Below are 22,737 nucleotides of genomic sequence, written 5' to 3' on the forward strand. Positions count from 1 at the left end.
ATATATTGTAAGATACAATAAAATCTTATTGCGGAAAACATCCATTGGGGGGATATTGATGCCTTTAACCGTAGAAGAAATGTTACAAATCGGCGATTTAAAGGATGTGGAAGTCTTGGCAGGCGAGCGCGGCCTTTCCAGTAGAGCGGTTAAGACCGTAGTGGTAATAGATGTACCAAACGCAGGTCAATGGATTAGAGGCGGAGAATTTTTGCTCACTTCTGGATACCTTTTTGCAGATGACGAGTTCTCCTTTATTGATCTGGTCGATAGTCTTGCCCAAAAAAATGCAGCCGCTTTAGGTGTTAAGATCGGTCGTTTCTTAAGCAAGATACCGGATGAAGCAATATCAAAGGCCAACAAATACAATTTTCCCATCTTAAAGATACCTACGTATATGAATCATGTAGATATTATAAATCCGGTACTTTCAGCTATCATCAACACTCAATATAAATTGCTAGAAACAACGGAAACCCTAAGGAACAAATTTCTCGATTCGATTTTATTAAGCAAGGGAGTCGAAGATATACTTAATATATTGGAAGAATTTTTAAACATGGGCATAGCATTTGTCGACAATATTCTTGGGATACGTTATTATTCCAGAAATAGCGGCCTAAAAGGTGCAATTGAAAACTCATACATAACTGAGATAGTAAATAAATATCCAAACACTCAAATTACTATTGAGAATAGGGTTATAGGATATTTGATTTACGAAAAAGAGCCGAGTTATTTAACTAGTTTTGCTGATATTGCAATTCGTGAAGCTCAAAGGGCATTGCTCTTGAATTATCAAAAAATGGAATTTGCTCATGAAGTCGAAAGGCGCCATAGGGATGTATTTTTAAAAGATCTCCTGTACTCTAAGTTTAAAAAACCGGCCGAGGTGTTTCTGCAGGCCAAGATATATGGGTGGGATCCCACATGGAAACTAATCGTAGTTGTAATTTACATCGATAACATACACAAAGAAAATTTCGATGATAATTTAACAAACAACTCCAGGAGTGAAAATGAATTTTCGTTGTCCCAAAAATTCGCTGCCTATTTCCCAGGCGCAATATTGACCCAGATTGACCCGCATTACGTAGCCCTAATCCCCGTAAAAGAGGAAAAAAGTTTCACCTTTTTACGCAACAAAATAAAGGAACTACATCAAATAATATCACAATCCAAAAAAATTGACCTTGTCATAACCTTAAGTTCTGTAAAAAAGGATTTATTGGAAGCTCCTCATGCTTTTGCCGAATGCCTGGAAACTTTTGATATCTTAAGACGAACTGAACAGAAACCAGGTGTGTATTCATGGTGCGACCTTGGCGTAGAGAAGGTTTTATGTACTCTCAAAGGAACCGAAATGAGCCAAAACTTCTGGAGACTTATTTTGGGCAAGTTGATCGATAGACAGGATGAAAGTTCATCGTTTTTGCTGCAAACGCTTGAAGCACTTATTATAAACGACTGGCAAATGAGACCAACGGCCGAGTTTCTCCACATTCATTACAACACACTAAAATATAGAATTAAAAAACTGGAAGAAATTTTGGAAATCGATGGTCTGCAAGAGGGAAAACTACGCTTTGAGGTTACCTTGGCCTTTATGCTATATAGGTTAGAGCACAGTAAATCATTGCACAATTGGCCACGAAGTCGCAGAGTTTAGTATGCCCTTCCAAAATGAGTTATGATGCATGCCCTCGAGTCTAGATGTGCCTTAAGATGTAACAAATATTAAGAATAAAGATGGCACCTGCAAAGATGCCCCTTGGAAATTTCTATCTCATCGGGTTCTTCTTTTGAACATATATCCATCGCTTGGACGCATCTGGTGTGAAAGAGACAACCCTTAGGGGGATCCAGGGGACTTGGTATCTCTCCCCGCGGTATTTTTCGGATCCTCTTCCCCCTGCCTGCGCTGGGTATTGCCTCAAGAAGGCTCATTGTGTAGGGGTGTTTCGGGTTTGAAAATATTTCGTCCTTGCTTCCCAATTCCATGATTTTGCCCAAATACATGACCGTGACGTGAGTGGCAATGTAATCTACCACTGCGAGGTTGTGGGTTATGAAAAGATATGTCAATTCTAGGCTTTCTTTCAGTTCCTTTAACAAAGCCAAGGTCCTCGCCTGAACGGATACGTCGAGTGCGGATGTGGGCTCGTCTAAGACTAAGAACTTGGGACGCAACACAAGAGCTCTTGCCATCGCTATCCTTTGCCGTTGACCACCGGAAAATTCATGGGGGTATCTGAACATATGCTCCTCCCGCAAACCGACGCGCTCCAGAATTTCCTTAATTCTGACGTATATCTCGTCTGACGGAAGCTTGTAATGTATTTTCAACCCTTCTCCGACGATATCTTTGATCAGCTTTCTGGGGTGTAGAGAGTTGTATGGGTCTTGTTGAACTATTTGCATTTCTCGCCTATATTTGATCAGATCTTTAGAACCAAGATCGGTGATATCTTCACCCTCAAAACAGATTTTTCCTGATGTAGGCTCGATAAGTTTTAGAATTAGCCTGCCCAGCGTACTCTTGCCAGAACCTGACTCTCCGACAACGGAAAAGATGGAACCTCTTGGAATATTCAAAGAAATATCGTTTATCGCTTTTACTTTGCGAGGCTTGGAGAATATAGATTTTTTAATATCAAAGTATTTTCGCAGATTTTCAATTGTAACGATTGCCTCCATGTCTAGCCCTCCTTCACGCCGTCAGAATAAAGATGACATGCGACGAAATGCCCTGGCAATATTTCACTTAAAGCTGGAAGTTCCATGCGACATCTGTCAAAACAAAAATCACACCTGGGATGAAACCTGCAACCGGAGGGAGGGGATACCAAATCAGGCACAGAACCAGGGATGCCGGTCAACTCCCTAGAAGCTCCTATTATTGGAATAGAACTTATCAGACCCTTTGTATAAGGGTGCAAAGGTTCATCGAATATTTCCTCCGAGTTAGATATCTCGATGACATTCCCGGCGTACATCACGGTTATCCTGTCGCAAAATTCTGAAGCAACCCCAAGATCGTGGGTTATCAGGATAACTGCGTTTTTCCCAATCTTCACCAATTCGTCCAATAATTGTAGTATCTGCGCCTGAATGGTTACGTCTAGCGCAGAAGTTGGTTCATCGGCTATCAGTAGTTTTGGTTTTATCGCCAGTGCCATGGCAATCATTGCCCTTTGGGCCATGCCACCGCTCAATTCGTGGGGGTATAAATCTATCGATCTTTTCCAATCAAGACCCACCATTTCCAGACTCTCAGGCACAAGCTTGTAGGCATCGCCTATATCGATATCATTTCTATGGGCTATTGCCTCTGCAATCTGAAATCCTACTTTGAAAACGGGGTTTAGGGCAGAAATGGGTTCTTGAAATATCATGGACATTCTTTTGCCTCGAATATGTCTGTCCATTTCCTCTTCGGAAAGTTTTAGGATGTCATTGCCCTCGAACAAAATTTGCCCATCTATTATTTCACCCGGAGCCTCTATCAGTCTCATGACAGAAAGAGCGGACACGGACTTACCACAACCCGTTTCTCCTACTATGCCTAAGCGTTCCTCTTCGTTAAGCCATAGCCTTACTCCGTTAAGCGCTTTGATAGTCCCCCTGTAGGTATGAAACATGACCCGCAAATCTGAGACATCAAGTAGCCTTTTCATAAACCAATTACCTCCTAATCCTCGGGTCCATCATGTCACGTATACCATCGCCTAGAAGATTAAATCCCAAGACTACCAATGCTATGAATAAACCGGGAAATGTCGATATCCACCACTGTTCCACGAGATAACTTCGGCCATCGCTTACGATAGCACCCCATTCAGGTGTAGGAGGCTGGGCACCAAGGCCGAGGAAGCCCAAACCTGCTGCCGTCAATATTATGGACCCCATCCTCAAGGACAGCTGAACCAACACTGGCGACATGCACATGGGCAATATATGAAGGAGCAATATCCTGATGTTGCTGGCGCCCAGAGCTCTTATCGCTTCAATGTAAGGCAACGATTTTATCTTCATTGATTCGGCACGCGCTAACCTTGCTATAATGGTCCACCCTACCAAGGATATTGCGATGATGGCATTAAATACTCCACGACCCAGCATGGCCGATAAAGCCATGGCCAAGATCAAGTTGGGGAAGGACAAAAATACATCGGTAATTCTCATTAAAACATCGTCGATTACACCGCCAAAATATCCTGCCGTTATACCTACTGCAAGCCCTATCGTTCCGCTAATCACTGTTACAAGCAAAATAATACCAACTTCAATACGCGCCCCGTATACAACTCTACTAAAGATATCCCTGCCAAATTGATCCGTCCCAAATATATGCTCACTGCTTGGTGGGAGCAGGGTTCGGGAAAGATCGACTTCTATAGGATCGTAGGGAGCTATTAAGGGGGCAAAAATAGCAATCAATATGAAAAAGGCAACCAGAACGGTCCCCACCATCGCCAGTTTGTTTTGCCTCCACAGGTAAAGGGTATGTTTCCAGTCTTCGACCAAAAGTTGTCGGCGTGATATCACGTTCGAGCCTTCGTTATGCAAACTGCAACCCCCCTATACTCTCATCCTTGGATCTAAAGCTGCGTAGATTATATCAACAACCAAGTTGACTAGGGAATAAACAACAGCGACAAATAGGGTGCCACCCATGATTGCCGGATAATCCAAGAGAAGCAAAGAATTGACTATATATCGACCGAGTCCGGGCCAACCGAAAATTGTTTCAGTTAAAACAGCTCCCTCGAGCAAGCTGCCGAAGGTCAATCCTATTACCGTAACAACAGGTATCAAGGCATTGCGCAAGGCATGTCTGTATATGACAAGCCTTCTTCCTATTCCTTTGGCCTTAGCTGTTCTTATGAAATCTTGCCTTAATACGTCTAACATGCTCGATCGCATGATTCTGGCAATTGAAGCTGTCGCGGAGTAACCGAGGACGACAGCGGGTAATATTATATGCGATAAAGCATCTTTAAAAGCACCAAAGTCTCCTGCCAGAAGGGAGTCCAACAGCAAAAGACCCGTAACCTTGGGCGGCATGACGGTAAATATTCCAACCCTCCCGCTGCCTGGCAGCCAACCCAAACGATAATAAAAGAGAATTAAAAGCAAAAGGCCCGTCCAGAAAACAGGCATAGATACACCCAATATAGAAAAAACTCTACAAAAATGATCTACCAGCTTGTTACGATGTACCGCAGAAAAAATTCCCAAAGGTACCCCTAAAATTATGGAGATTAGAGCTGCCACTAAAGCAAGCTCTAACGTTGCAGGGAAAAACTCAGCAATATCCTTTATGACCGGCCTGTTGCTTTTAATTGATACTCCCAAATCGCCTCTCACGACACCCGACATGAAATCGAGAAATTGGTCGAAAAGGGGTTTGTCCAAACCTAAGCGCCTTCTCATCTCATCAACCAATTCTATAGGGGCGTTGCCTCCCAAAATTGCGCCTACGGGATCTGCAGGTATCGCTCTAGCTACCACGAAGACCACAACGGATACGCCAAATAGGACGATAAGCATCAAAAATAACCTTTTTATGATGAAGGTTTCAAGCTTCATTTATACTTAATCCCCCTGCTTTATCTCTTAATAGACTAAATCATATATAAGGGGTTTATTAAACCCCTTATATATGATTTATATTCCAACATCTCGCAAAAAATGCATTTAAGAGAAGTCTCTAGTATGACTCGGAGCTTACTTCTTCGAAATTTTAGTAAAGTCGAAGGTGATGCTGTAACCTGCAGCTGCCTCTTCAAATCCTATTAAATTATCCCTTATTACCCAGAAATCCAATGGTTGATAGAGCAGAGCAAAGGGGCTTTTCTCGATCCAATATTCCTGAAGTTCCTTGTAAAGTTCCAATCGCCGTTCGTCGTTTAATTCCAATCCTGCTTTCTCCGCAAGATCAGCTGCATGATCGTCGTACCACATGGTCCTCCAGGCAAGTTGCTTTACTCTGTAGTTTGCGAAGGGCTTTGCCAAGGCATCCGGGTCCGGATAATCAATGCCCCATCCTGCCAATATAATTTGATGTCCCTGCTGCCTGTATTTAGCGTACATTTCAGAAGCCGGCATTGTTGTCACCTTGGCTTTTATCCCAACTTCCGCGAGGTTGGATTGGATAAGCACGGCTTCATCCATTCTGATTTGAGTCGGATTCGTCAAAAGTTCGACTTCAAAACCTTCAGGGTACCCTGCTTCATTCAATAATTGCCTTGCCTTTTCTACATCCTTTTTGTAAGGGTTCATCTCAATATAACCAAAGTAGCCGATGGGAATAAAGTTTTGGTTAAGTACGGCAAACCCCTTGAGCACGGAATCAATTATCGCATCGTAATCAATAGCGTATTTGACGGCTTTGACAACTCTCTCGTCCTTGAAGGGCCCCCACTGGGCGTTCATGGCAACGTATTCATTGGACTGAGACGGGACTGTTACCAACTTAACGCCTTTTTGGGGCGAATCTCTGAGCTGGGCAGCCTGTTCCGTCGTAACCCTCCAGGCCACATCGACATCGCCTTTTTGCACAAGGAGAAACTGAGTCGTCGCTTCAGGCACGTCTTTAATATATATTTGTTTAATAGCAGGTTCACCACCCCAATAGTATTGATTAGCACGAAGCAAGACGTGATCATTTCTCTTCCATTCGACTATCTCATAGGGCCCCGCGCCTGCTCCTGCAGATTTATCCTGGAGGAAGGCCTCTCCAAAGTCACCATTTATTTCGTTTGCCATGACTACTTTCTTGTTTACAATTCCTCCCCAAGAGCCTCCTAAAATAGAAAGGATTATATTTGGGGCGAGGGGTTTGGTCTTTAAAACGACAGTCATATCATCTTCTTTTAGGATCGTTTCATTCATATTTTCCTTTGTTAAACCAATTTCCTCCAACAACCATGCAGGCGACTTTCCAATGCTCAAAAGCCTTTGAAAGGAAAAGATGACGTCGTCGGCCGTGACGGGATCGCCATTAGAAAAGCGAGCGTTTTTTCTAAGATGAAATACATATTTCGTGCCGTCTTCCAGGATGTCCCAGCTTTCTGCCAAGGCCGGTACGGGAGTTAAAACCCCATTAACCGGTTGGATATGGGTTAGCCCCGAATAGCCTGCCTCCGTAATCTGTGCCGCAAAGGTCTCGTAGCAAACGGCCGGGTCCAGTGAAATTAATATCTGCGTATCGGCAGCGATAACCAATGAATCTTTAGGAATCGCTGCAAAAGAAGCAGAGGCAAACAAAAAACAACTCAGAAACGCCAAACACCACACCATAACCCTTTTCCTCATTCACTTATACCTCCTCAACTGATAGGGTGTCGTTATTTTACCAAGACATTATAATCGGTGTCAAAAATACTAAATTTCCAGAAAAATAGGGACGGCTTCTCTGGTTTCGCGCAGCTTCATTCAAAAGAAAACCGTCCCCGAGATATAAGATGCCTATAGATAAGATATGGAATTATTGTTATAACCTAATTCAATTCCAGATATTTTTTGGCCAGCAGCACGTATGTCGCCACGCCTTGCCACAAGACATCTTCATCCACGTCAAATTTGGGGTGATGGTGAGGATATATTATACCTTTCTCTTCGTTTCTGATGCCAAGTTGAACAAATACGCCGGGAATTTTTTGCGTATAGAAAGCAAAATCCTCGCCACCCATGGTCATTTCGGCTTCCATGACGGGCCCAATTGCCTTCAAAACGTCCAACGCAAAGTCCGTAAGTTGGGGATCGTTTATCAGGGGAGGGTAGGGAGCTCGAAAAAACTCAAATGAAGAATTACATCCCCATCCTTTAGAATAGCACTCAACCAAGGATTGCATTCTCTTTACCAGCATATCCCTCAAATCGGAATCAAAAGTCCTCAGCGTACCCTTCATCTCCACTGAATCGGGAATTATATTGTATCCGTGGCTTGCCTCGATCACCGGTAACGTAATTACTGCCGGAGAAAAGGGATTAACGGCTCGGGAGACTAATTTATGAAAGGCGTTATATATATCCGCAGCTGGTGCTGTGGGATCATTGGTCAGGTGAGGGTGCGCCGCGTGCCCTCCTTTGCCAGAGATCTTAATTTGAAAACCGTCTGACGAAGCCATCATGGGCCCCTTCCTGGTAGCTAAAACTCCCGACGGAACTTCTACCCATACATGAATTCCGAATATGGCATCTACATCGTCAATATGGCCTTCTTCTACGACTTGCTTAGCGCCGGCTCCGCCTTCCTCTCCCGGTTGAAATATAAGTTTTACAGTGCCCACAAATGAATCTTTCATGTCGGATATTATCTTTGCAGCACCCAAAAGCATCGCTGCATGCGCATCATGGCCACAGGCATGCATTTTTCCTTCAAAAGCGGATTTGTAGGGAACGTCGTTTTCCTCTTTTACATCCAACGCGTCGATATCTGCTCTGAGCGCTACGGTCTTTCCTTTTTCGCCACATTTCAAAGTTCCTATTACTCCAGTACCAGCGGTCCTCTTTGTTTCGTAACCCCACTGTTTTAAAAGTTCTTCCACGATATCTCCTGTCCTTTTTTCCTCGAATTTAACCTCGGGATGTTGGTGAAAATCCCTTCGCCTTTCCACGACAAAACCCTGCATTTTCTTGGCAAATTCGATGATTTCATTTGTTAAATCACTGTTAGTCATTTCAAACCCCTTCTAACATAATTTATTCTTTAAAACTCTTATAGCCTTATTGGAGCGCCCGGTCCAAGAGGTAGTCCCAGATAAAACCAAACTAATATCATCGCCGTCCAGGTGACCAAAAAGAGCAGGGAATAGATAAACGTTCTAGATATAATGGTCCCTACTCCCACGTCTTTCTTATACACGCTCGCAAAACCAAGAATTATCGGAAAGTAAGTGAAAAGCGGAGTAAATGAATTTGTGCTGGAATCTCCTATTCTATAGAGTAACTGCGTCCATTCGGGAGTGTAACCGAGATAATACATCATTGGTACTATGACAGGCGCTAAAAAGGCCCACTTCGTTGAACCGCTGGACAAAAACAGGTTCACAAAAGTTGAGATTATTACTATGGACACAAAAAGCCCCACGCCTGTAAAGTTGGCCACTTCTAAAATGTGGGCAAGTTTGATGGCAAGAATTGATGCCATATTTGTATGGGTAAAAGTATAGGTAAAGTTAGCTATCGGCAACATAACAACGATGTATGACGCCATGGTCTTCATGCTCTCTACCATATAATTAATCATATCGGTAGGCTTTTTGACCGTGCCCACGTTCTTTCCGTATACCCAACCGGCGATAACGAAGAAAACGAACAGAATTGGAATCATTCCCCTCAAGAAAATGGAGGGAACTATCGTATTTTTAACGGGATCACGCAGAGGACCGCCCGGTATCAGCGTCAGAAGAAACATCAAAAGAAAGAAACCAAAAGCAGCCAATCCGGCTTTTTTCATACTGCTAAGCTCCCTCTCTGTAAGGGGTGTTAAGTATTCATGAGGAACTTGAGCATGTTCATATTCGGGATCCCATCTCGCCAGCCTTGGCATAGCAAATTTAATGGTAAATACTGTTCCGACAATGGTAACTACAAAAACAGACGCGATCATAAAAAAGTAATTGGCTGTGGGATAAACGTTATAGGATGGATCAGCTATTCTAGCTGAAGTGTTTGTAATGCCTGCCAAGAGCACATCAGTTCCGGCTATAAACAAATTTGCAGTAAATCCCGAAGCAGCAGCAACATAACCTAATATTAAACCAAAAATAGGATCTTTCTTTCTTGCATAAAACAGTGCAGCTGTTAAAGGCGGAATAATAACTGTTCCGGCATCAGAGGCTAAATTGGAACACATGCCTATTATAAAAATAGCCGGGATCATCAATTTGTCTGGAACTGTGGTGAGCGTTTTCATTATCGCAGGTATGAACCCAGCCCTTTCAGCGAAACCAGCTGCCATCATCATAACCAAAACCAGACCTAATGGCGGAAACTTGGTGAAATTGCCGACCATATTTGACAGGATCCAATCCAATCCCTTTCGATTCAATAAACTCATAATTTCGATTTTCTCATTGCTGCCTGGTGCAACTGCAGATACGCCGGCCAGAACACCGGAAAGGACAATTACAAGTAGCCAGAAAAACAAAAATATCCAAAATATGTGGGGCAACTTGTTTCCGACTCGTTCAATCCATCCAACGAACCTCGATAAGATGCCATTCTCACTCTTAGCCAAAACGAACTCCTCCCTTCGATATTTAAAACTACATTTAAAATTTGAAAGTCACCTTGGAATTATACATGGCTTTGTGTTTTTTATGAATCATTTTAAGAGCTTGACACGCATGAAACTCTAGTTTATAATCTCGAAATTATTAAATTCTGGTTTGGAGGGATCGTCATGTCTAAATTTGTAAACTGCGTAGTGTGCGAAGGAAAGGTGGAAGTATCCGATGAACTTTTAGAAGGGGAAATTATCACCTGTCCCGACTGCGGATCTGAACTGGAAGTGATTTCTTTGGATCCCTTAACGGTGGCAGAAGCACCCGAAGTGCAGGAGGATTGGGGAGAATAATGGCCAAGGTCTTCATGTTCTATTCCCGTCTTAGGGCTGAGGAGAAAATGATAATTGAGGCAGCAAAGGCAAGAGAAATCCCTTTAGAATCGATTGTCGTCTCCGACTTGGTCTGGCCCAACGATATTTGTCAAAGGAAAGATGTGGCCCTGTGCCGCTGTATTGGACACAGGCAAAATCTTGCGCTGGCGTTAACGTTAGAGGCAATGGGCGTAACCACCATAAACCCTTCCGACGTCATGAATATATGTTCGGACAAAATCGCCACTTCTTCGAAGCTCTCTATAGCAGGCATTCCCCAACCCAATTATGCTGTGGCCTTTTCGTTGGAGGGCACACTAAAATGCGTTGAAAAAATGGGATATCCCGTCGTCTTGAAACCCCCCGTCGGCAGTTGGGGAAGGCTTTTGGCAAAGGTCAACGACAAGGATGCGCTGGAAGCAGTAGTCGAACATAAGTTGCACTTGGGTTCGCAGCACAGCGCAATTTACATTCAAAAATATGTCGACAAAAATGGATTCGACATAAGGGCCACCATAATAGGAGATTCTCCCGTATCGGCCATAAGAAGGTGCAGCAATCATTGGATTACGAACACCGCAAGGGGCGGCGAGGCACAAAACTACCCTCTGACCGATGAACTCAAGAAATTGCTTGTTGATGTTCAAAGGGCTATCGGTGGAAAATTACTTGCCGTCGATGTGTTTGAGACCTATAACGGCTATCTCGTGAACGAAGTCAACGGCCAGCCGGAGTTTAGAAGCTCTCACGAAAGGATAACAGGCGTTGATGTTGCCGGAAAGATAGTCGAGATGGCTTGGACATTGGCTCAAGAGAGTGATGAAAATGACTTTTAAGGCAGCGATATGGGGAGCAAGCGGAATGGCAGGTGGTGAGGTTCTGCGAATATTGGCCCGACATCCCGATATAAAAGTGGAATGTGCCGTCTCAAAGAACAAAAATAGACAATTCATATGGCAGACACACCCTCATTTAAGGGATGAATTTGGCACTTTAACATTTTGTGACCACGATGAGGCATTTTTAAAAGAAGTAGATATCGCATTTTTAGCAGTCCCTCACGGCACAGCCGTGTCCGTCATCGAAAAATACTTGGAAAAAGGCACGAAGGTAGTAGATCTGTCTGCTGACGTTAGGCTTTATTCTGCTAAAGATTATGAAAAATGGTACGGGTCGCCTCATCCAAACCCGGATTTATTGATCAGTGCGGTTTACGGTTTGCCCGAGCTCCATGGGAAGGAAATCAAAGAGTCAAATTTAGTGAGCGGAGTAGGTTGTAACGCAGCCTGCTGTATATTGGGGCTTTTTCCCCTCGCCAGAGAGGGCTTGATAGAGGAAATCCGAATCGAAGTGAGGGTTGGATCATCCGAAGCTGGTGCAACACCGACACTGGGAAGCCATCATCCCTACAGAAGCAGGACGTTAAGAGTGTACGAACCTTTTAGGCATCGCCATTTGGCTGAAATCCTGCAGGAACTTTCCCTTGAGGAAGATGCAGTAACGATGACGATGACAGCCGTGGAGATCGTCCGCGGTGCACAAATGTTGGCTCATATTCGACTGTCGGAAAAAGTGAGAGAGGGAGAAATATGGAGGCTCTACAAGAATGCTTATAGAGACAAGCCCTTTTTGCAGCTTTGTCCGGCCAAACCTGCTCATCTCAGGCTTCCCGAACCAAAGATGGTGACGGGTAGCAATCAGGCAATGACTGGTTTTACCCTCCACGAGGACGGGCGCAGGATGTTGGTAGTTACGGCCATAGATAACCTGATGAAAGGGGCAGCAGGAACGGCTGTCCAGGCATCCAACCTGATGCTGGGGTTAAACGAAACCGAAGGACTTACCATGATGCCCGTTTACCCCGTGTAAGCAACATGACTCACTGAAAGGAGAAAGGACAGTGACATATCAAAACCTTAGTTCCATTAAAAGGGGAGTAGTAAAGATCGGGGGAGCAAGCGGCAATAACCTTGAATATCTCGTCAAGGAACTTTCTGAAAGAGTAAAGAAGGGAGAAGAGTGGCTTCTTGTTCATGGCGCAAGTTCTTATATGGACAATCTATCGAGGGCTTTAAATATTACTCCAAAATACGTTATGAGCCCCGGTGGTTTTAAGAGCCGCTTCGTAAACTCGACCGATCTGGAATTGTTTCGAGCTGCATGCTCCGTATTTTCCATACAACTTGTTAGCTCCTTCGGTCAACTGGGGGTTAATGCCGTCCCGCTTTATCCGCCAGACAACATATCCGCCGTTGCTAAAAGAAAGGATGTCCTACGGGTTACAGAAAATGGCAAAGTGCGTTTAATTAGAGGCAATTGCAGCGGATTTATCACGTCCTTTCGAAACGAAAGTATCTTTGCATTGTGGGATTTAGGTGCTCTTCCCGTCTTACCTCCTCTGGCTTATGACGAGAAAGGTAACGGCGTCTTGAACGTCGATGGGGATCGCATGGCTGCTGCAGCAGCTGCGTCTGTTAAAGCAGATGTATTGGTCATATTAAGCAACATTCCGGGATTGCTTCAAGATCCAAACGATACTTCCACGTTGATTAAAATGTCTACGCTCGAAGACTGGACCGAACTGGAAAGCTATTCTCGGGGAAACATGAAGCGCAAACTGCTAGCGGCAAAAGAAGCGCTCGAAGGCGGAGTTAATTCGGTATTTATAGGAGACAGCAGGCAACCAAATCCGATAAAGACGATATTCTCTGGAGGAGGGACGCACTTATGTCGGAGCTTTACGGAAGCCGCGGTATAACTTTAACATACGGGAATGGTGCAATAATCAGAGATAAAGAAGGAAAAGAATATATAGATTTTTACTGTGGCAGCGGAGCTGCGCTCTTCGGACATTGCCATCCCTACCTTGTTAAGACATTAAAAGAAGCATCGGAAATGCCGTGGACGGTAGGGATAGGCATGGGATCGGATACGAGAAATAAGTTCATGGAATCCTTAAAACAGATATTTCCGGACAGAGAATGCTTCTTCTGCAACAGCGGATCTGAAGCAGTGGAGGCCGCACTTAAACTTGTCACCTTTTTAAACTCCAATAGAAAAAAAATCCTTGCCCTACGCCGAAGCTTTCACGGACGCACGCTTGGGGCTTTGTCTTTAACCTTTAACCCGCTTTACAGAAACCCTTGGACACACGTTCTTTTGCCAGTAACCCATTTAGAACCAGAGGAACTGCCGTCAAGGGTAGATGAAGATACCGTTGCGGTATTTGTAGAGCCCGTCAGAGGGGAAGGCGGAGTCTATCCCCTCAAGAAGGATATTGGGAAGAAGATAACTGAGGCGTGCAAATTGCACGGAGCTTTGCTCGTCAGCGATGAGGTTCAATGCGGTTGGGGAAGGTGTGGCGATTATTCAGTAAGCGAAAAGTGTGGTCTTGATCCTGACATAATATGTCTCGCAAAGGGTGTGTCCGGAGGTTTTCCCGTAGGGATGATGCTATGGAAGGAAAAGTTAGGCGGCTTTCCTCCTTCGGGGCACAGTTCAACATACGGAGGCAATCCTCTTGCCATGGCTTTGGGGCTAGCTACTATATCGTTATTGCAAGGTGAAGGCTATATGCAAAAGGCGGTGGAATTAGGTGACCACTTCAGAGGTCTATTACAAAAAATTGACTCGCCGCTTATACGTGAGGTGCGCGGAAGGGGGTTGTTGAACGGAGTGGAGCTTTCCGTAAAAACTATTCCTATAGTCAAAGAACTTCAGGATAGGGGTGTACTCGCCCTTCCGGCCGGACCTTTTGTGGTGAGATTTTTGTCGCCCCTGACGTCTACGACAGAACATTTTGAAAAAACAGCTGACATCTTTAAAGCTGTATTGGAAGAGAAGGAAAAGGGCGATGTCTGCTGAAAGGAATTTGCTCTTCGATCTGGTTTCAATAGCCAGCGCAAGTTACAAAGAAGCCGAGGCGTGTGATTATCTCAATGCCCGCCTCCCTTCTTTGGGGTGGGACAGGTCATACATAGACTATGTGGGCAATGTCGTGGCCACGAAAGGGGAGGGCGATAACGAAATAATCCTCCTCGGTCACATCGATACAGTTGAGGGCGGACCAAAGCCCAAAGTAGAAGACGATACCCTATGGGGGAGGGGTGCTGTCGATGCAAAGGGACCCCTTTGCGCGATGGCCTTAGCTGGCGGCAAGGTAAAACTTGCACGAAACTGCAAATTGACCCTTATTGCTGCCATCGGAGAGGAATCTGACTCACGGGGCATCCTTTACAGACTGCCGCTCCATAAGCCTAAAGCCTGCATCGTGGGAGAGCCGTCGAACACTCGGGGAATAACCATAGGCTATCGCGGTTGTATTAGGGCAATCCTCAAGGCAAAAGATGGCGGAGGCCACAGAAGCGCCGACGCAGGTCCCCTTACCAGCGTTACCCTGGCAGCTTCAGAGATATTAAATCGATTGCGCTCAAATGACCAATCGGGCAAATCCATTGCATATAGCCCATCTGGGGCAATCGTTTCCATGCGGGGACAGGAAAGGGGACGAAGGACTGCAAAGATGGAGCTCGATATACGCGTTCCCATCGGAGGCACCCTAGAAGAATACCGCTTGTTGGTTGAGAAAATATGCAAAAAATATAAAGTAGAACATGATATCGCCCTTGCCATACCCTCTCACGTGACGGACAAAAACAACATAGTCGCAAAAGCCTTTCGCACAGCCCTGAGACGACAAAAACTGGAACCCCGCGTAGTCGTCAAAAGCGGAACGGCTGATTTCAATCATGCAGCTGCTTGGGATTGCCCTATGGTCGCATACGGGCCCGGCGACAGCACCCTAGATCACACTATGACCGAACATATCGTCTTAAGTGAATATTTTAAATCCATCGATGTTCTCGAAACTGCGATAGCATTGATCTCTTCTTATGTGTCAAGTGGGGTAGGGTTTTTGTGATAAAATAACAGAGAAGCGAGGTGATAACCATGTTTGACAACAACATTGAAGTCTTCGTAAAAGGCATAGCTGTGGACGAGGACAACAATCATATTGTTATGCTCAGTGACAAGGAGGAAACTAAAGTCCTGCCTATCGTCATCGGTCCCGTTGAAGCTATGGCCATTTTAATGAACTTGCAGGGCGTAACGCCCAGTCGTCCACTTACTCACAACCTCTTAAGAAACCTATTGGACCTTTTGGGCGCGGAGGTGGAGCAAGTCATAATCAACAACATTAAAGACAATGTCTATTATGCTAACCTTTATCTTAGGCACAAAAGTTACACATATGAAGTTGATTCTCGCCCCAGCGATGCAATCGCCCTTGCCGTCGCCTATAACGCACCAATATACATGGACATAAAGCTGACGGAGTTTACCGTAAATTCTTCTGATTTAAACGTCGGACACAATTAACCGACTTAACACGCGGCAAACCTTAAGACAAAAGATAGGCTTAGCAACATTTTTTTACATAATGTCTATTCTTTAAGGACAGGACTTTCTAAAACCTTTAAATTTAAAATCCTGTCAACTCTAAAAACCCTTTCTCCCTGTCTGGAGTTGCAAAATGCCCGTACTCCTATGTATTTTTTCCCTTTGTATTCCATCTCTCCGACTTCAAAGGGGGTTATGATTCTTTTGCTTTTCTCGTTATTTGGCTTAAGGTAAACGATTTCCAAAGCCAAATTTTCGTTTATAGCCTCTCTAATTCTCCCGATCTTGTCGTCTAGGGATTGCATCTCCTCAGCCTTGCTATATTGGCACTCCGTCAAGAAATGCACCACGTTCCAGTCCATCCAGATATGTTCTTTCTTGATGGGTTTTTTTAGTATGATTCCCTCCAGAGAAGTGCAACGGCTCAAAGCAACATAAACTTGGCCATGGGCAAAGGCCCCGCGTCCAATGTCAATGATGACCTTATCGAAGGTCTTGCCCTGGCTTTTATGTATCGTCACTGCCCAGGCAAGCATCATTGGATATTGCTTAAACTTGCCTACGGTTTGAGACTTCAGCTTATCTCCGTCTACGTAAAAGTCGTAAATCTCCCAGGTGTGAGGGGTCACTTCGACCTCCCTTCCGTCTGAAAGCTCTACCACTATGACGTATTCCTCTCGATCGTCCTCTAAGACGTCTTTATAAATCTCGATAATTTTCCCGATACTTCCGTTAACCCACCTGCCCAGGGAGTCGTTGTTCAAAAGCATAATTTGGGCTCCCTCTTTTACCTTAAGCTCCAAGGCTGTCGGCAGATATTCGTTCCCAAAATCGCCTTTGATAGCGCCTTTAAAAACATGAGTCATGCCTTTTAATTGGAAAAGCTGCTGCTCATTAATTTCTTCCGCACGTTTATTTGTTGTGGTCAAATATACGAAGAACTCTTCAGGATCGGGCTCGAAGTCGGGCATTACGCGGCTGTTCAGTAGCTTTATATCCTCATCCGTTATGGTCTTGTTGCGAATTGCTCCCAGCAAATCTATGAACTTCTGGTCGTGCTGGCGATATATCTTATCCAACTCCACAAATTCCACATCCAAGGTCTCAAAGGCCTTGGCACTGTAAAAATAAGGTGTCTCATAGAGGGTCTTAAAAACATCTCTTTCGTTTTTCGTTACAACGGGGGGAAGTTGATACAAATCTCCGATGAATACCATTTGAATTCCACCAAAGGGCAACTTGCTTTTGGGCCCATGGAGTCTCAAAAACTTGTCGACGCAGTCTAGTAAATCAGCTCGGACCATGGAGACCTCGTCTATGATGATCGTATCTATCTTTTTGTAAATGTTCGTCGCACCATTGGGAGAACGAGACTTTTTGATCTGGTCGGGAGTAACGTTGGGCTTAAAACCGAAAAAAGAATGAATGGTCTGACCTTTGACGTTCAAGGCAGCAACGCCGGTGGGGGCTAAAACCACGACTCTTTTTTTCGTGTTCTGTTGAAAATAAGACAATAATGTGGACTTTCCTGTTCCGGCACGTCCGGTAACGAATACGTTTTTATCGGAATTTTCCATGAGATCTAATGCTTTGCGAAAGTCTTCGTTCAATTCTATTTTTGACATCCAACCTCAAACCTCTGCATTTCCTTAATTTTGAGTTAATCATAACATGACAAATACTAAAATTTAAGGCATATCGAGGACAAAATATACCAAAGAGCACATGTTACCCATGTGCTTTTCATATGTTACATCCGAGAGTTTGGCAATCTCCCTTAATTCATTGGGCCTCAAAACATAGTCTTTCAATGCCCAAAAGCTTGGCAGGTATAGCTCCGGTTGTTCCATAAATAAAAGGTTTTACCCCTCTGTTTTCCATGGTCTGAAGTATTCTATCCAGTGTGCTATTTACTAGAGTCGAGCCGGTAATGAGACAGACTCTGCAATCCCTTGCGATCTCTTCAAGCGCTGTGTCACCGTCCAATACTCTCACTCCAAAGACATCTTTTCCTATGTTTTGAGGGTTTAAGTCACATAATTTCACCCTTTCTTTTCCCAAAACTTCCGCCATATGTTTAATAATTGCCGGTTGGTATCCTATTACCCCCACTTTGGCTGAGGGATCTAATATCTCGCTTACAAATTCCGCCATTTTTCGCCCGCAACGGTCTGGAGCTTTATCTTTGCAATGAATGGTATGATCGTCCCAGCCAAGATGCCTTCCCAATGCATTAACTGTAGCCAAGAAAATAGCCCTGTTTTTCTCCAGATTCAATGGCAAAAGAAGCACTTCTTCGAGAGTCCCCCTCCAACGGGAAGGCCTTGACGTAAAGGCCTGCCCCTTTTCTCCATTTAGCGTAGCCTCGATAAGCTTTTCCTCCCCGCGCTGAAGAGCAAAATCTTTATAGGGAGCAGGGTCTCCAAGTGCTTCTTCAACGCCTAGGGGCTCTACGAAAACAGACTCATCCAGAAGATGAGAAAGGCTTTTAATATTTTTTAACACTATTTTTCTTACATCGAGAAGCAAATCAGAACTTTTGTTATTTTCAATGCACTTCATTGCACATTAACCCCCCCTATTACTTCGTGTTATCTGGCGATAAAAATCCCCACTTCGTCCAAATAGGAAAAGACCTTTCGGAACGACAGAAAATCCAAAATTTGCGGACCTCCTCATTGGCTCTAATAGTGAGACCCCCCACTTGATCGACAGTCATTCCGGATAGAGGAGTATAATTGCCGCCTGCTTTTATGGCCATGCTGAGAGGAATAAACGCTATCTCGGCAGCACTTCCTTTCGCCGCGACGACAGCCTGCGGTGCATTGCCAACTAAAATAATCCTCTTTTCAGCCATCATTTTATCCCATAATCCTGCCTCATCAAGATATTGCTTTGCCAGGTTTCCATAAGCTGTTATATCGGGATTTGGCACGGCTATTTTGGACTTTTCAATATCGCTCTCACATGGAGCCTCCGAAGAAAAACGCCACATCACCAATTGCCCTATGGCAAAGGCGTGAACGTCGACTAGCATTCCCTTGGCCTTTAACCATTTTGGCCATCTGGGCTCGGAAGCCAAAAACATATCATATGGCGCACCCATCGCTATCTTATTTGCCAAAGGACCACATGCTTCCTTTACAAATTCCATTTTTTCTCCTCCAGCCTCGACATAAGCCTCCATCACCTCTTCAACGCAGGGAGCTATGCCAGCTGCAACGGCAACCACATTAGCCATAACTGGTGCACACCATATTGACAGGACGCACATGATAATTACAAAAACTCTAACAGCTCGTTTCAATTGATTTACCCCCTCTTATATCGAATGGGACACGTGCTTGTATAGTAAATTATCACAGTTAGATATATATTGCAACTGGGTTGCAAATGCGTGCCCGTTTATAGTATGACTACTGATCGGTTTTGTTCTATATAGAAAAAGTAGTATACTTAAATTTAAAAGAAGGTTATCGAGGTTATGTCGCCAGGACTGTAATCCAATGCCTAATAAGTGGTTATAGTCTTGTCCGGAGCCATATAAGGGCAAATGACATATAGCCAAGAAATGAATTTGTCCTGAAGGTGGTAAGTTTCTTATTGACTTCACGGTCCTTCTTATTTAAAATGCATAAGTCCCATAAATATGGGACGATAACCGCTTGAGACGGGCTCCAAGGCAATTGCCGCCCGAGTTGCTCAGCGAGAGGAGGTAATGAGTTTGACTTATGCTATTGTAGAAACCGGTGGGAAGCAGTATCGTGTATCGCCTGGAGATGTGTTGAAAGTCGAGAAGCTAGAGGGACAACCAGGAGATATAGTAAAGCTTGATCGAGTTCTAATGATATCCGACGATCAGGAAGTAAAGGTGGGAAATCCGACTATTCCCGGTGCCAGCGTGGAAGCAACCATTAAGAATCACGGCAAAGACAAAAAAGTCATCGTCTTCAAATTCAAAAACAAAACTAATTATCAAAGGTTCAAAGGCCACCGTCAGCCCTACTCGGAAATCGAGATCTTGTCCGTAAAGTATTAACTTATCTAAATATTATGAAGTATTTCAGATTTCGGTAAGAATGATTAAAATTAGTATAGGGATAGGGGGAAAAAGGCCATTATCGGTTGAAGCCAGAGGACACAGCGGATATGCTAAAAAGGGAGAAGATGTCGTATGCGCTGCAGTGTCGACCTTGATGCATGCCCTCCTTTTAGGGCTAAAAGAGGTCGTCGAAGCTAAAGATGTAGTTTTCGATATCCAAGATGACGTACCTTTGTTTTTCCTCTCTTGGAACGAAGGAACCCTTGAGGATCCAAAGGCGAAGGCGGTAATAGAAACAGTGCTTGGCAGCTTAAGGTCCATTGCCCATTCCTATCCCGGGTATGTGCAAATTGTGGAGGTGAGTATAAATTGATCAGGTTCGATATACAGTTGTTTGCGCACAAGAAAGGGCAGGGGAGCAGCCAAAACGGCAGAGATAGCATTAGCAAGAGGTTAGGAGTTAAAAGGTACGACGGGCAAGTCGTGGATGCCGGTAACATTATCATCCGCCAGCGCGGTACTAAAGTTCATCCCGGACAAAATGTAGGGCTCGGCAAGGATTACACTATTTTTGCTCTAAAAAAAGGAGTAGTTAAGTTCGAAAACAAAAGAAACAGGAAATACGTGAGTGTAATTCCCGTTGAAGAATAGGATAAAATAGGTTTGACAAATACGCGAATAGGGGCCTTGTCATGTCAGGTCCCTATTCTATTACTACGGGTGATGTAAATTGAAGTTTATCGATAGAGCGGAAATTATTGTTCATGCTGGCCATGGTGGCAAGGGATGCATGAGTTTTAGGAGGGAAAAATACGTCCCTAAAGGTGGCCCCGATGGTGGAAACGGAGGAAGAGGGGGAAACGTTTACATAAAAGCCTCTGACAAAATTCAAACCCTCGAAGATTTTACCTACAAAACTCAGTTTAAAGCTCAATCAGGCCAAGATGGAAGAAAGAGAAATCAGTCCGGCAAGGATGGAGAGGATTTAATAATAGAAGTTCCCTGTGGGACGATCGTGTGGGACGCAGAGACCGGCGAGCCCTTGGGTGACTTGGTTGATCCTAGCGACAGCTTGTTAGTTGCCCTTGGAGGAAGAGGTGGAAGGGGAAATGCTGCTTTTTCGACGCCTGTCAACCAAGCTCCCCGCTTTTCCGAAAAAGGGGAAGAGGGCCAAACAAAACATCTTATATTAGAACTAAAGATACTTGCCGACGTGGCGATAATAGGGCTTCCGAATGTGGGAAAATCCAGTTTGTTGGCTAGTTTATCAAATGCGAAGCCTAAAATTGCCGATTATCCATTTACAACCATAAATCCCAACCTTGGCGTTATACAGGAAGATGATTTCCGCATAACTTTGGCAGATATCCCGGGGTTGATAGAGGGTGCATCGGAAAACAAGGGATTAGGTCTCTTGTTCCTGAGGCATATAGAGCGAAGTCGCTTCATATTACATGTTTTAGATGTATCATCTCATTCGATCGACAACATAGAGGAACAATGGATAACTCTTCGTGAGGAGATTTCAAAATATAACGATCAAATACTCAAAAAACCTTCTTTGCTGGTGGCCAATAAGACGGACCTGATTGATGGCGCCTCTTTTTTGGATCAGGTCGCAAAATGGGCAGAGAAATCAAAGCAAGAGATTTGCTTTACAAGCACTGTAACGGGAAGAGGTATAAAAGAACTGGCAGAGCTGTTATTGCAGAAACTTTCGAAGTTGACCCCCGACAACAGGAGGCTTTATCCCCTAAGACATGCCACCAAGTCACAATTTTACCGTGATTCGGACATAAGGATAGAAATCCTTGAAGAGGGTAAATATAGGGTCATCAGTCCATATCTTGAAGAACTAGTAAAACGATATGACTTTGGCCAAGAAGAGGCGATTTTGCGTTTCGGTAAGATCATTGCCAGATTAGGAGTAGAGGAATTACTGGACAAGATGGGAGCAAAAGAAGGAGATACCGTTTGCATAGGTGATTTGGAGTTCGAATATGAACCCGATGTCAAATGATCGACGAAGAAAGGGGAGATATGGTCTTGCCTCAGAGGCGATCCAATTTTATGAGCAGACTTAAAGTTGGCATCATGGGAGGCACCTTTGATCCCATTCATTTCGGGCATTTGGTTATTGCAGAAGAGGCCTATATATCGCTCAACCTGTCAGAGGTGATATTTGTACCAACGGGCAATCCTCCCCATAAAAACAATAAAATGATAACGTCTGCAGAAGATCGCTATATCATGACCTGTATGGCCATAGTCGATAATCCCCATTTTAAAATATCTAAAATTGAGATCGAACGCGGAGGACCATCGCATACCATTGACACGTTAAGGGAAATGAGACATTGGTATTTGCCGAGGGAGGTAGAATTTTTTTTCATAACAGGCATCGATGCCGTATTGCAAATGCCTTTATGGAAGGAACCTTACGAGATCGCTCGCGTTGCCCATATAGTTGCAGCTTCAAGGCCGGGTTACAATGTCTCGCAATTGGAGTCATTGCCGGAGGAGATAAAGCGGGCAGTGATACCGCTGGAAATACCGCTGCTTGCCATATCGAGCACAGAAATAAGAAGACGTGTCGCGGCAGGGCAAAGCATAAGATATTTTTTGCCCTGGACCGTGGAGCATTTTATATATAAGAGAAACCTGTATTCATTAGAGGGAAGGTGAC

23 protein-coding genes are annotated in these 22,737 nt (G+C 44.3%); 13 read left to right on the forward strand and 10 right to left on the reverse strand.

Going from position 1 to position 22,737, the window contains the following annotated elements; all coding sequences use genetic code 11:
• Positions 1-58: 58 nt before the first annotated feature.
• Complete coding sequence (locus tag BLU12_RS03355) at positions 59-1,669, forward strand: PucR family transcriptional regulator (RefSeq protein WP_091460600.1); 1,611 nt, start codon at positions 59-61, stop codon at positions 1,667-1,669.
• A 68-nt stretch (positions 1,670-1,737) separates the two neighbouring features.
• Here BLU12_RS03355 and BLU12_RS03360 read toward each other — a convergent pair whose 3' ends face one another.
• The 7 genes from BLU12_RS03360 to BLU12_RS03390 all read right to left on the reverse strand — a co-directional run bounded on the left by BLU12_RS03360 (position 1,738) and on the right by BLU12_RS03390 (position 10,249).
• Complete coding sequence (locus tag BLU12_RS03360) at positions 1,738-2,697, reverse strand: ABC transporter ATP-binding protein (RefSeq protein ID WP_091460602.1); 960 nt, start codon at positions 2,695-2,697, stop codon at positions 1,738-1,740.
• Positions 2,698-2,699: 2 nt separating this feature from the next.
• Positions 2,700-3,677: an ABC transporter ATP-binding protein gene (locus BLU12_RS03365; RefSeq protein WP_091460604.1), complete on the reverse strand. Its 978-nt coding sequence runs from the start codon at positions 3,675-3,677 to the stop codon at positions 2,700-2,702.
• A gap of 7 nt (positions 3,678-3,684) precedes the next feature.
• Positions 3,685-4,569: an ABC transporter permease gene (locus BLU12_RS03370; RefSeq protein ID WP_234945417.1), complete on the reverse strand. Its 885-nt coding sequence runs from the start codon at positions 4,567-4,569 to the stop codon at positions 3,685-3,687.
• Positions 4,570-4,581: 12 nt separating this feature from the next.
• Positions 4,582-5,592: an ABC transporter permease gene (locus BLU12_RS03375; protein WP_009200988.1), complete on the reverse strand. Its 1,011-nt coding sequence runs from the start codon at positions 5,590-5,592 to the stop codon at positions 4,582-4,584.
• 138 nt (positions 5,593-5,730) lie between these two features.
• Complete coding sequence (locus BLU12_RS03380) at positions 5,731-7,320, reverse strand: ABC transporter substrate-binding protein (protein WP_091460606.1); 1,590 nt, start codon at positions 7,318-7,320, stop codon at positions 5,731-5,733.
• Positions 7,321-7,505: 185 nt separating this feature from the next.
• On the reverse strand, positions 7,506-8,687 hold the full coding sequence (locus tag BLU12_RS03385; protein ID WP_057940980.1) for a M20 metallopeptidase family protein: 1,182 nt from the start codon (positions 8,685-8,687) through the stop codon (positions 7,506-7,508).
• 38 nt (positions 8,688-8,725) lie between these two features.
• On the reverse strand, positions 8,726-10,249 hold the full coding sequence (locus BLU12_RS03390; protein ID WP_091460607.1) for an AbgT family transporter: 1,524 nt from the start codon (positions 10,247-10,249) through the stop codon (positions 8,726-8,728).
• A 165-nt stretch (positions 10,250-10,414) separates the two neighbouring features.
• Between BLU12_RS03390 and BLU12_RS03395 the strand changes: the two genes are divergently transcribed.
• From BLU12_RS03395 to BLU12_RS03425, 7 genes are read left to right on the forward strand one after another with little or no spacing between them, the layout of a single operon-like run.
• Entirely contained in the window at positions 10,415-10,588 is a 174-nt protein-coding gene (locus BLU12_RS03395; protein WP_009200992.1) for an alpha-aminoadipate/glutamate carrier protein LysW, read from the forward strand.
• Entirely contained in the window at positions 10,588-11,445 is an 858-nt protein-coding gene (gene lysX, locus BLU12_RS03400) for a lysine biosynthesis protein LysX (RefSeq protein WP_091460609.1), read from the forward strand. Before BLU12_RS03395 ends, lysX begins: the two co-directional genes overlap by 1 nt.
• Positions 11,435-12,478 carry an N-acetyl-gamma-glutamyl-phosphate reductase gene (gene argC, locus BLU12_RS03405; protein ID WP_327020375.1) on the forward strand — a complete coding sequence of 348 codons (1,044 nt, stop codon included), beginning with the start codon at positions 11,435-11,437 and terminating at the stop codon, positions 12,476-12,478. Before lysX ends, argC begins: the two co-directional genes overlap by 11 nt.
• A gap of 31 nt (positions 12,479-12,509) precedes the next feature.
• Complete coding sequence (locus BLU12_RS03410; protein WP_057940976.1) at positions 12,510-13,367, forward strand: [LysW]-aminoadipate kinase; 858 nt, start codon at positions 12,510-12,512, stop codon at positions 13,365-13,367.
• Complete coding sequence (locus tag BLU12_RS03415) at positions 13,337-14,473, forward strand: aspartate aminotransferase family protein (protein WP_091460612.1); 1,137 nt, start codon at positions 13,337-13,339, stop codon at positions 14,471-14,473. Before BLU12_RS03410 ends, BLU12_RS03415 begins: the two co-directional genes overlap by 31 nt.
• Positions 14,463-15,530, forward strand: a complete 1,068-nt coding sequence (locus tag BLU12_RS03420; RefSeq protein WP_091460613.1) for a M20/M25/M40 family metallo-hydrolase — start codon at positions 14,463-14,465, stop codon at positions 15,528-15,530. The genes BLU12_RS03415 and BLU12_RS03420 overlap by 11 nt, the downstream gene beginning before the upstream one ends.
• Before the next feature lie 29 nt (positions 15,531-15,559).
• Positions 15,560-15,988 carry a bifunctional nuclease family protein gene (locus BLU12_RS03425; protein WP_009200998.1) on the forward strand — a complete coding sequence of 143 codons (429 nt, stop codon included), beginning with the start codon at positions 15,560-15,562 and terminating at the stop codon, positions 15,986-15,988.
• Between the two features lie 65 nt (positions 15,989-16,053).
• On the opposite strand, the gene BLU12_RS03430 is transcribed toward BLU12_RS03425, so the two are convergent.
• The 3 genes from BLU12_RS03430 to modA all read right to left on the reverse strand — a co-directional run bounded on the left by BLU12_RS03430 (position 16,054) and on the right by modA (position 19,316).
• Positions 16,054-17,634: an AAA family ATPase gene (locus BLU12_RS03430; RefSeq protein ID WP_091460615.1), complete on the reverse strand. Its 1,581-nt coding sequence runs from the start codon at positions 17,632-17,634 to the stop codon at positions 16,054-16,056.
• Between the two features lie 157 nt (positions 17,635-17,791).
• Positions 17,792-18,571 (reverse strand): Rossmann-like domain-containing protein, encoded by a 780-nt coding sequence (locus BLU12_RS03435; protein ID WP_091460617.1) that lies wholly within the window; start codon positions 18,569-18,571, stop codon positions 17,792-17,794.
• Positions 18,572-18,590: 19 nt separating this feature from the next.
• Positions 18,591-19,316, reverse strand: coding sequence for a molybdate ABC transporter substrate-binding protein (gene modA, locus BLU12_RS03440; RefSeq protein ID WP_091460618.1), 726 nt, complete (start codon positions 19,314-19,316; stop codon positions 18,591-18,593).
• A gap of 411 nt (positions 19,317-19,727) precedes the next feature.
• Between modA and rplU the strand changes: the two genes are divergently transcribed.
• The 5 genes from rplU to nadD all read left to right on the forward strand — a co-directional run bounded on the left by rplU (position 19,728) and on the right by nadD (position 22,736).
• Complete coding sequence (gene rplU / locus BLU12_RS03445) at positions 19,728-20,048, forward strand: 50S ribosomal protein L21 (RefSeq protein ID WP_009201000.1); 321 nt, start codon at positions 19,728-19,730, stop codon at positions 20,046-20,048.
• Between the two features lie 40 nt (positions 20,049-20,088).
• Positions 20,089-20,424 carry a ribosomal-processing cysteine protease Prp gene (locus BLU12_RS03450; RefSeq protein WP_091460620.1) on the forward strand — a complete coding sequence of 112 codons (336 nt, stop codon included), beginning with the start codon at positions 20,089-20,091 and terminating at the stop codon, positions 20,422-20,424.
• Entirely contained in the window at positions 20,421-20,702 is a 282-nt protein-coding gene (gene rpmA / locus BLU12_RS03455; protein ID WP_009201002.1) for a 50S ribosomal protein L27, read from the forward strand. Before BLU12_RS03450 ends, rpmA begins: the two co-directional genes overlap by 4 nt.
• A 79-nt stretch (positions 20,703-20,781) precedes the next feature.
• Positions 20,782-22,071, forward strand: a complete 1,290-nt coding sequence (gene obgE, locus BLU12_RS03460; RefSeq protein ID WP_091460621.1) for a GTPase ObgE — start codon at positions 20,782-20,784, stop codon at positions 22,069-22,071.
• A gap of 50 nt (positions 22,072-22,121) precedes the next feature.
• Positions 22,122-22,736: a nicotinate-nucleotide adenylyltransferase gene (gene nadD / locus BLU12_RS03465; RefSeq protein WP_234945419.1), complete on the forward strand. Its 615-nt coding sequence runs from the start codon at positions 22,122-22,124 to the stop codon at positions 22,734-22,736.
• Position 22,737 lies beyond the last annotated feature (1 nt).

The organism is Acetomicrobium thermoterrenum DSM 13490, assembly GCF_900107215.1.
Classification (GTDB): domain Bacteria; phylum Synergistota; class Synergistia; order Synergistales; family Acetomicrobiaceae; genus Acetomicrobium; species Acetomicrobium thermoterrenum.

Coding starts and splice junctions, on each gene's coding strand:
- BLU12_RS03355 (WP_091460600.1), top strand. CDS start 59: ATGCCTTTAACCGTAGAAGAAATGTTACAAATCGGCGATTTAAAGGAT.
- BLU12_RS03360 (WP_091460602.1), bottom strand. CDS start 2,697: ATGGAGGCAATCGTTACAATTGAAAATCTGCGAAAATACTTTGATATT.
- BLU12_RS03365 (WP_091460604.1), bottom strand. CDS start 3,677: ATGAAAAGGCTACTTGATGTCTCAGATTTGCGGGTCATGTTTCATACC.
- BLU12_RS03375 (WP_009200988.1), bottom strand. CDS start 5,592: ATGAAGCTTGAAACCTTCATCATAAAAAGGTTATTTTTGATGCTTATC.
- BLU12_RS03380 (WP_091460606.1), bottom strand. CDS start 7,320: ATGAGGAAAAGGGTTATGGTGTGGTGTTTGGCGTTTCTGAGTTGTTTT.
- BLU12_RS03385 (WP_057940980.1), bottom strand. CDS start 8,687: ATGACTAACAGTGATTTAACAAATGAAATCATCGAATTTGCCAAGAAA.
- BLU12_RS03395 (WP_009200992.1), top strand. CDS start 10,415: ATGTCTAAATTTGTAAACTGCGTAGTGTGCGAAGGAAAGGTGGAAGTA.
- lysX (WP_091460609.1), top strand. CDS start 10,588: ATGGCCAAGGTCTTCATGTTCTATTCCCGTCTTAGGGCTGAGGAGAAA.
- argC (WP_327020375.1), top strand. CDS start 11,435: ATGACTTTTAAGGCAGCGATATGGGGAGCAAGCGGAATGGCAGGTGGT.
- BLU12_RS03415 (WP_091460612.1), top strand. CDS start 13,337: ATGTCGGAGCTTTACGGAAGCCGCGGTATAACTTTAACATACGGGAAT.
- BLU12_RS03420 (WP_091460613.1), top strand. CDS start 14,463: ATGTCTGCTGAAAGGAATTTGCTCTTCGATCTGGTTTCAATAGCCAGC.
- BLU12_RS03425 (WP_009200998.1), top strand. CDS start 15,560: ATGTTTGACAACAACATTGAAGTCTTCGTAAAAGGCATAGCTGTGGAC.
- BLU12_RS03430 (WP_091460615.1), bottom strand. CDS start 17,634: ATGTCAAAAATAGAATTGAACGAAGACTTTCGCAAAGCATTAGATCTC.
- BLU12_RS03435 (WP_091460617.1), bottom strand. CDS start 18,571: ATGAAGTGCATTGAAAATAACAAAAGTTCTGATTTGCTTCTCGATGTA.
- rplU (WP_009201000.1), top strand. CDS start 19,728: ATGAGTTTGACTTATGCTATTGTAGAAACCGGTGGGAAGCAGTATCGT.
- BLU12_RS03450 (WP_091460620.1), top strand. CDS start 20,089: ATGATTAAAATTAGTATAGGGATAGGGGGAAAAAGGCCATTATCGGTT.
- nadD (WP_234945419.1), top strand. CDS start 22,122: ATGAGCAGACTTAAAGTTGGCATCATGGGAGGCACCTTTGATCCCATT.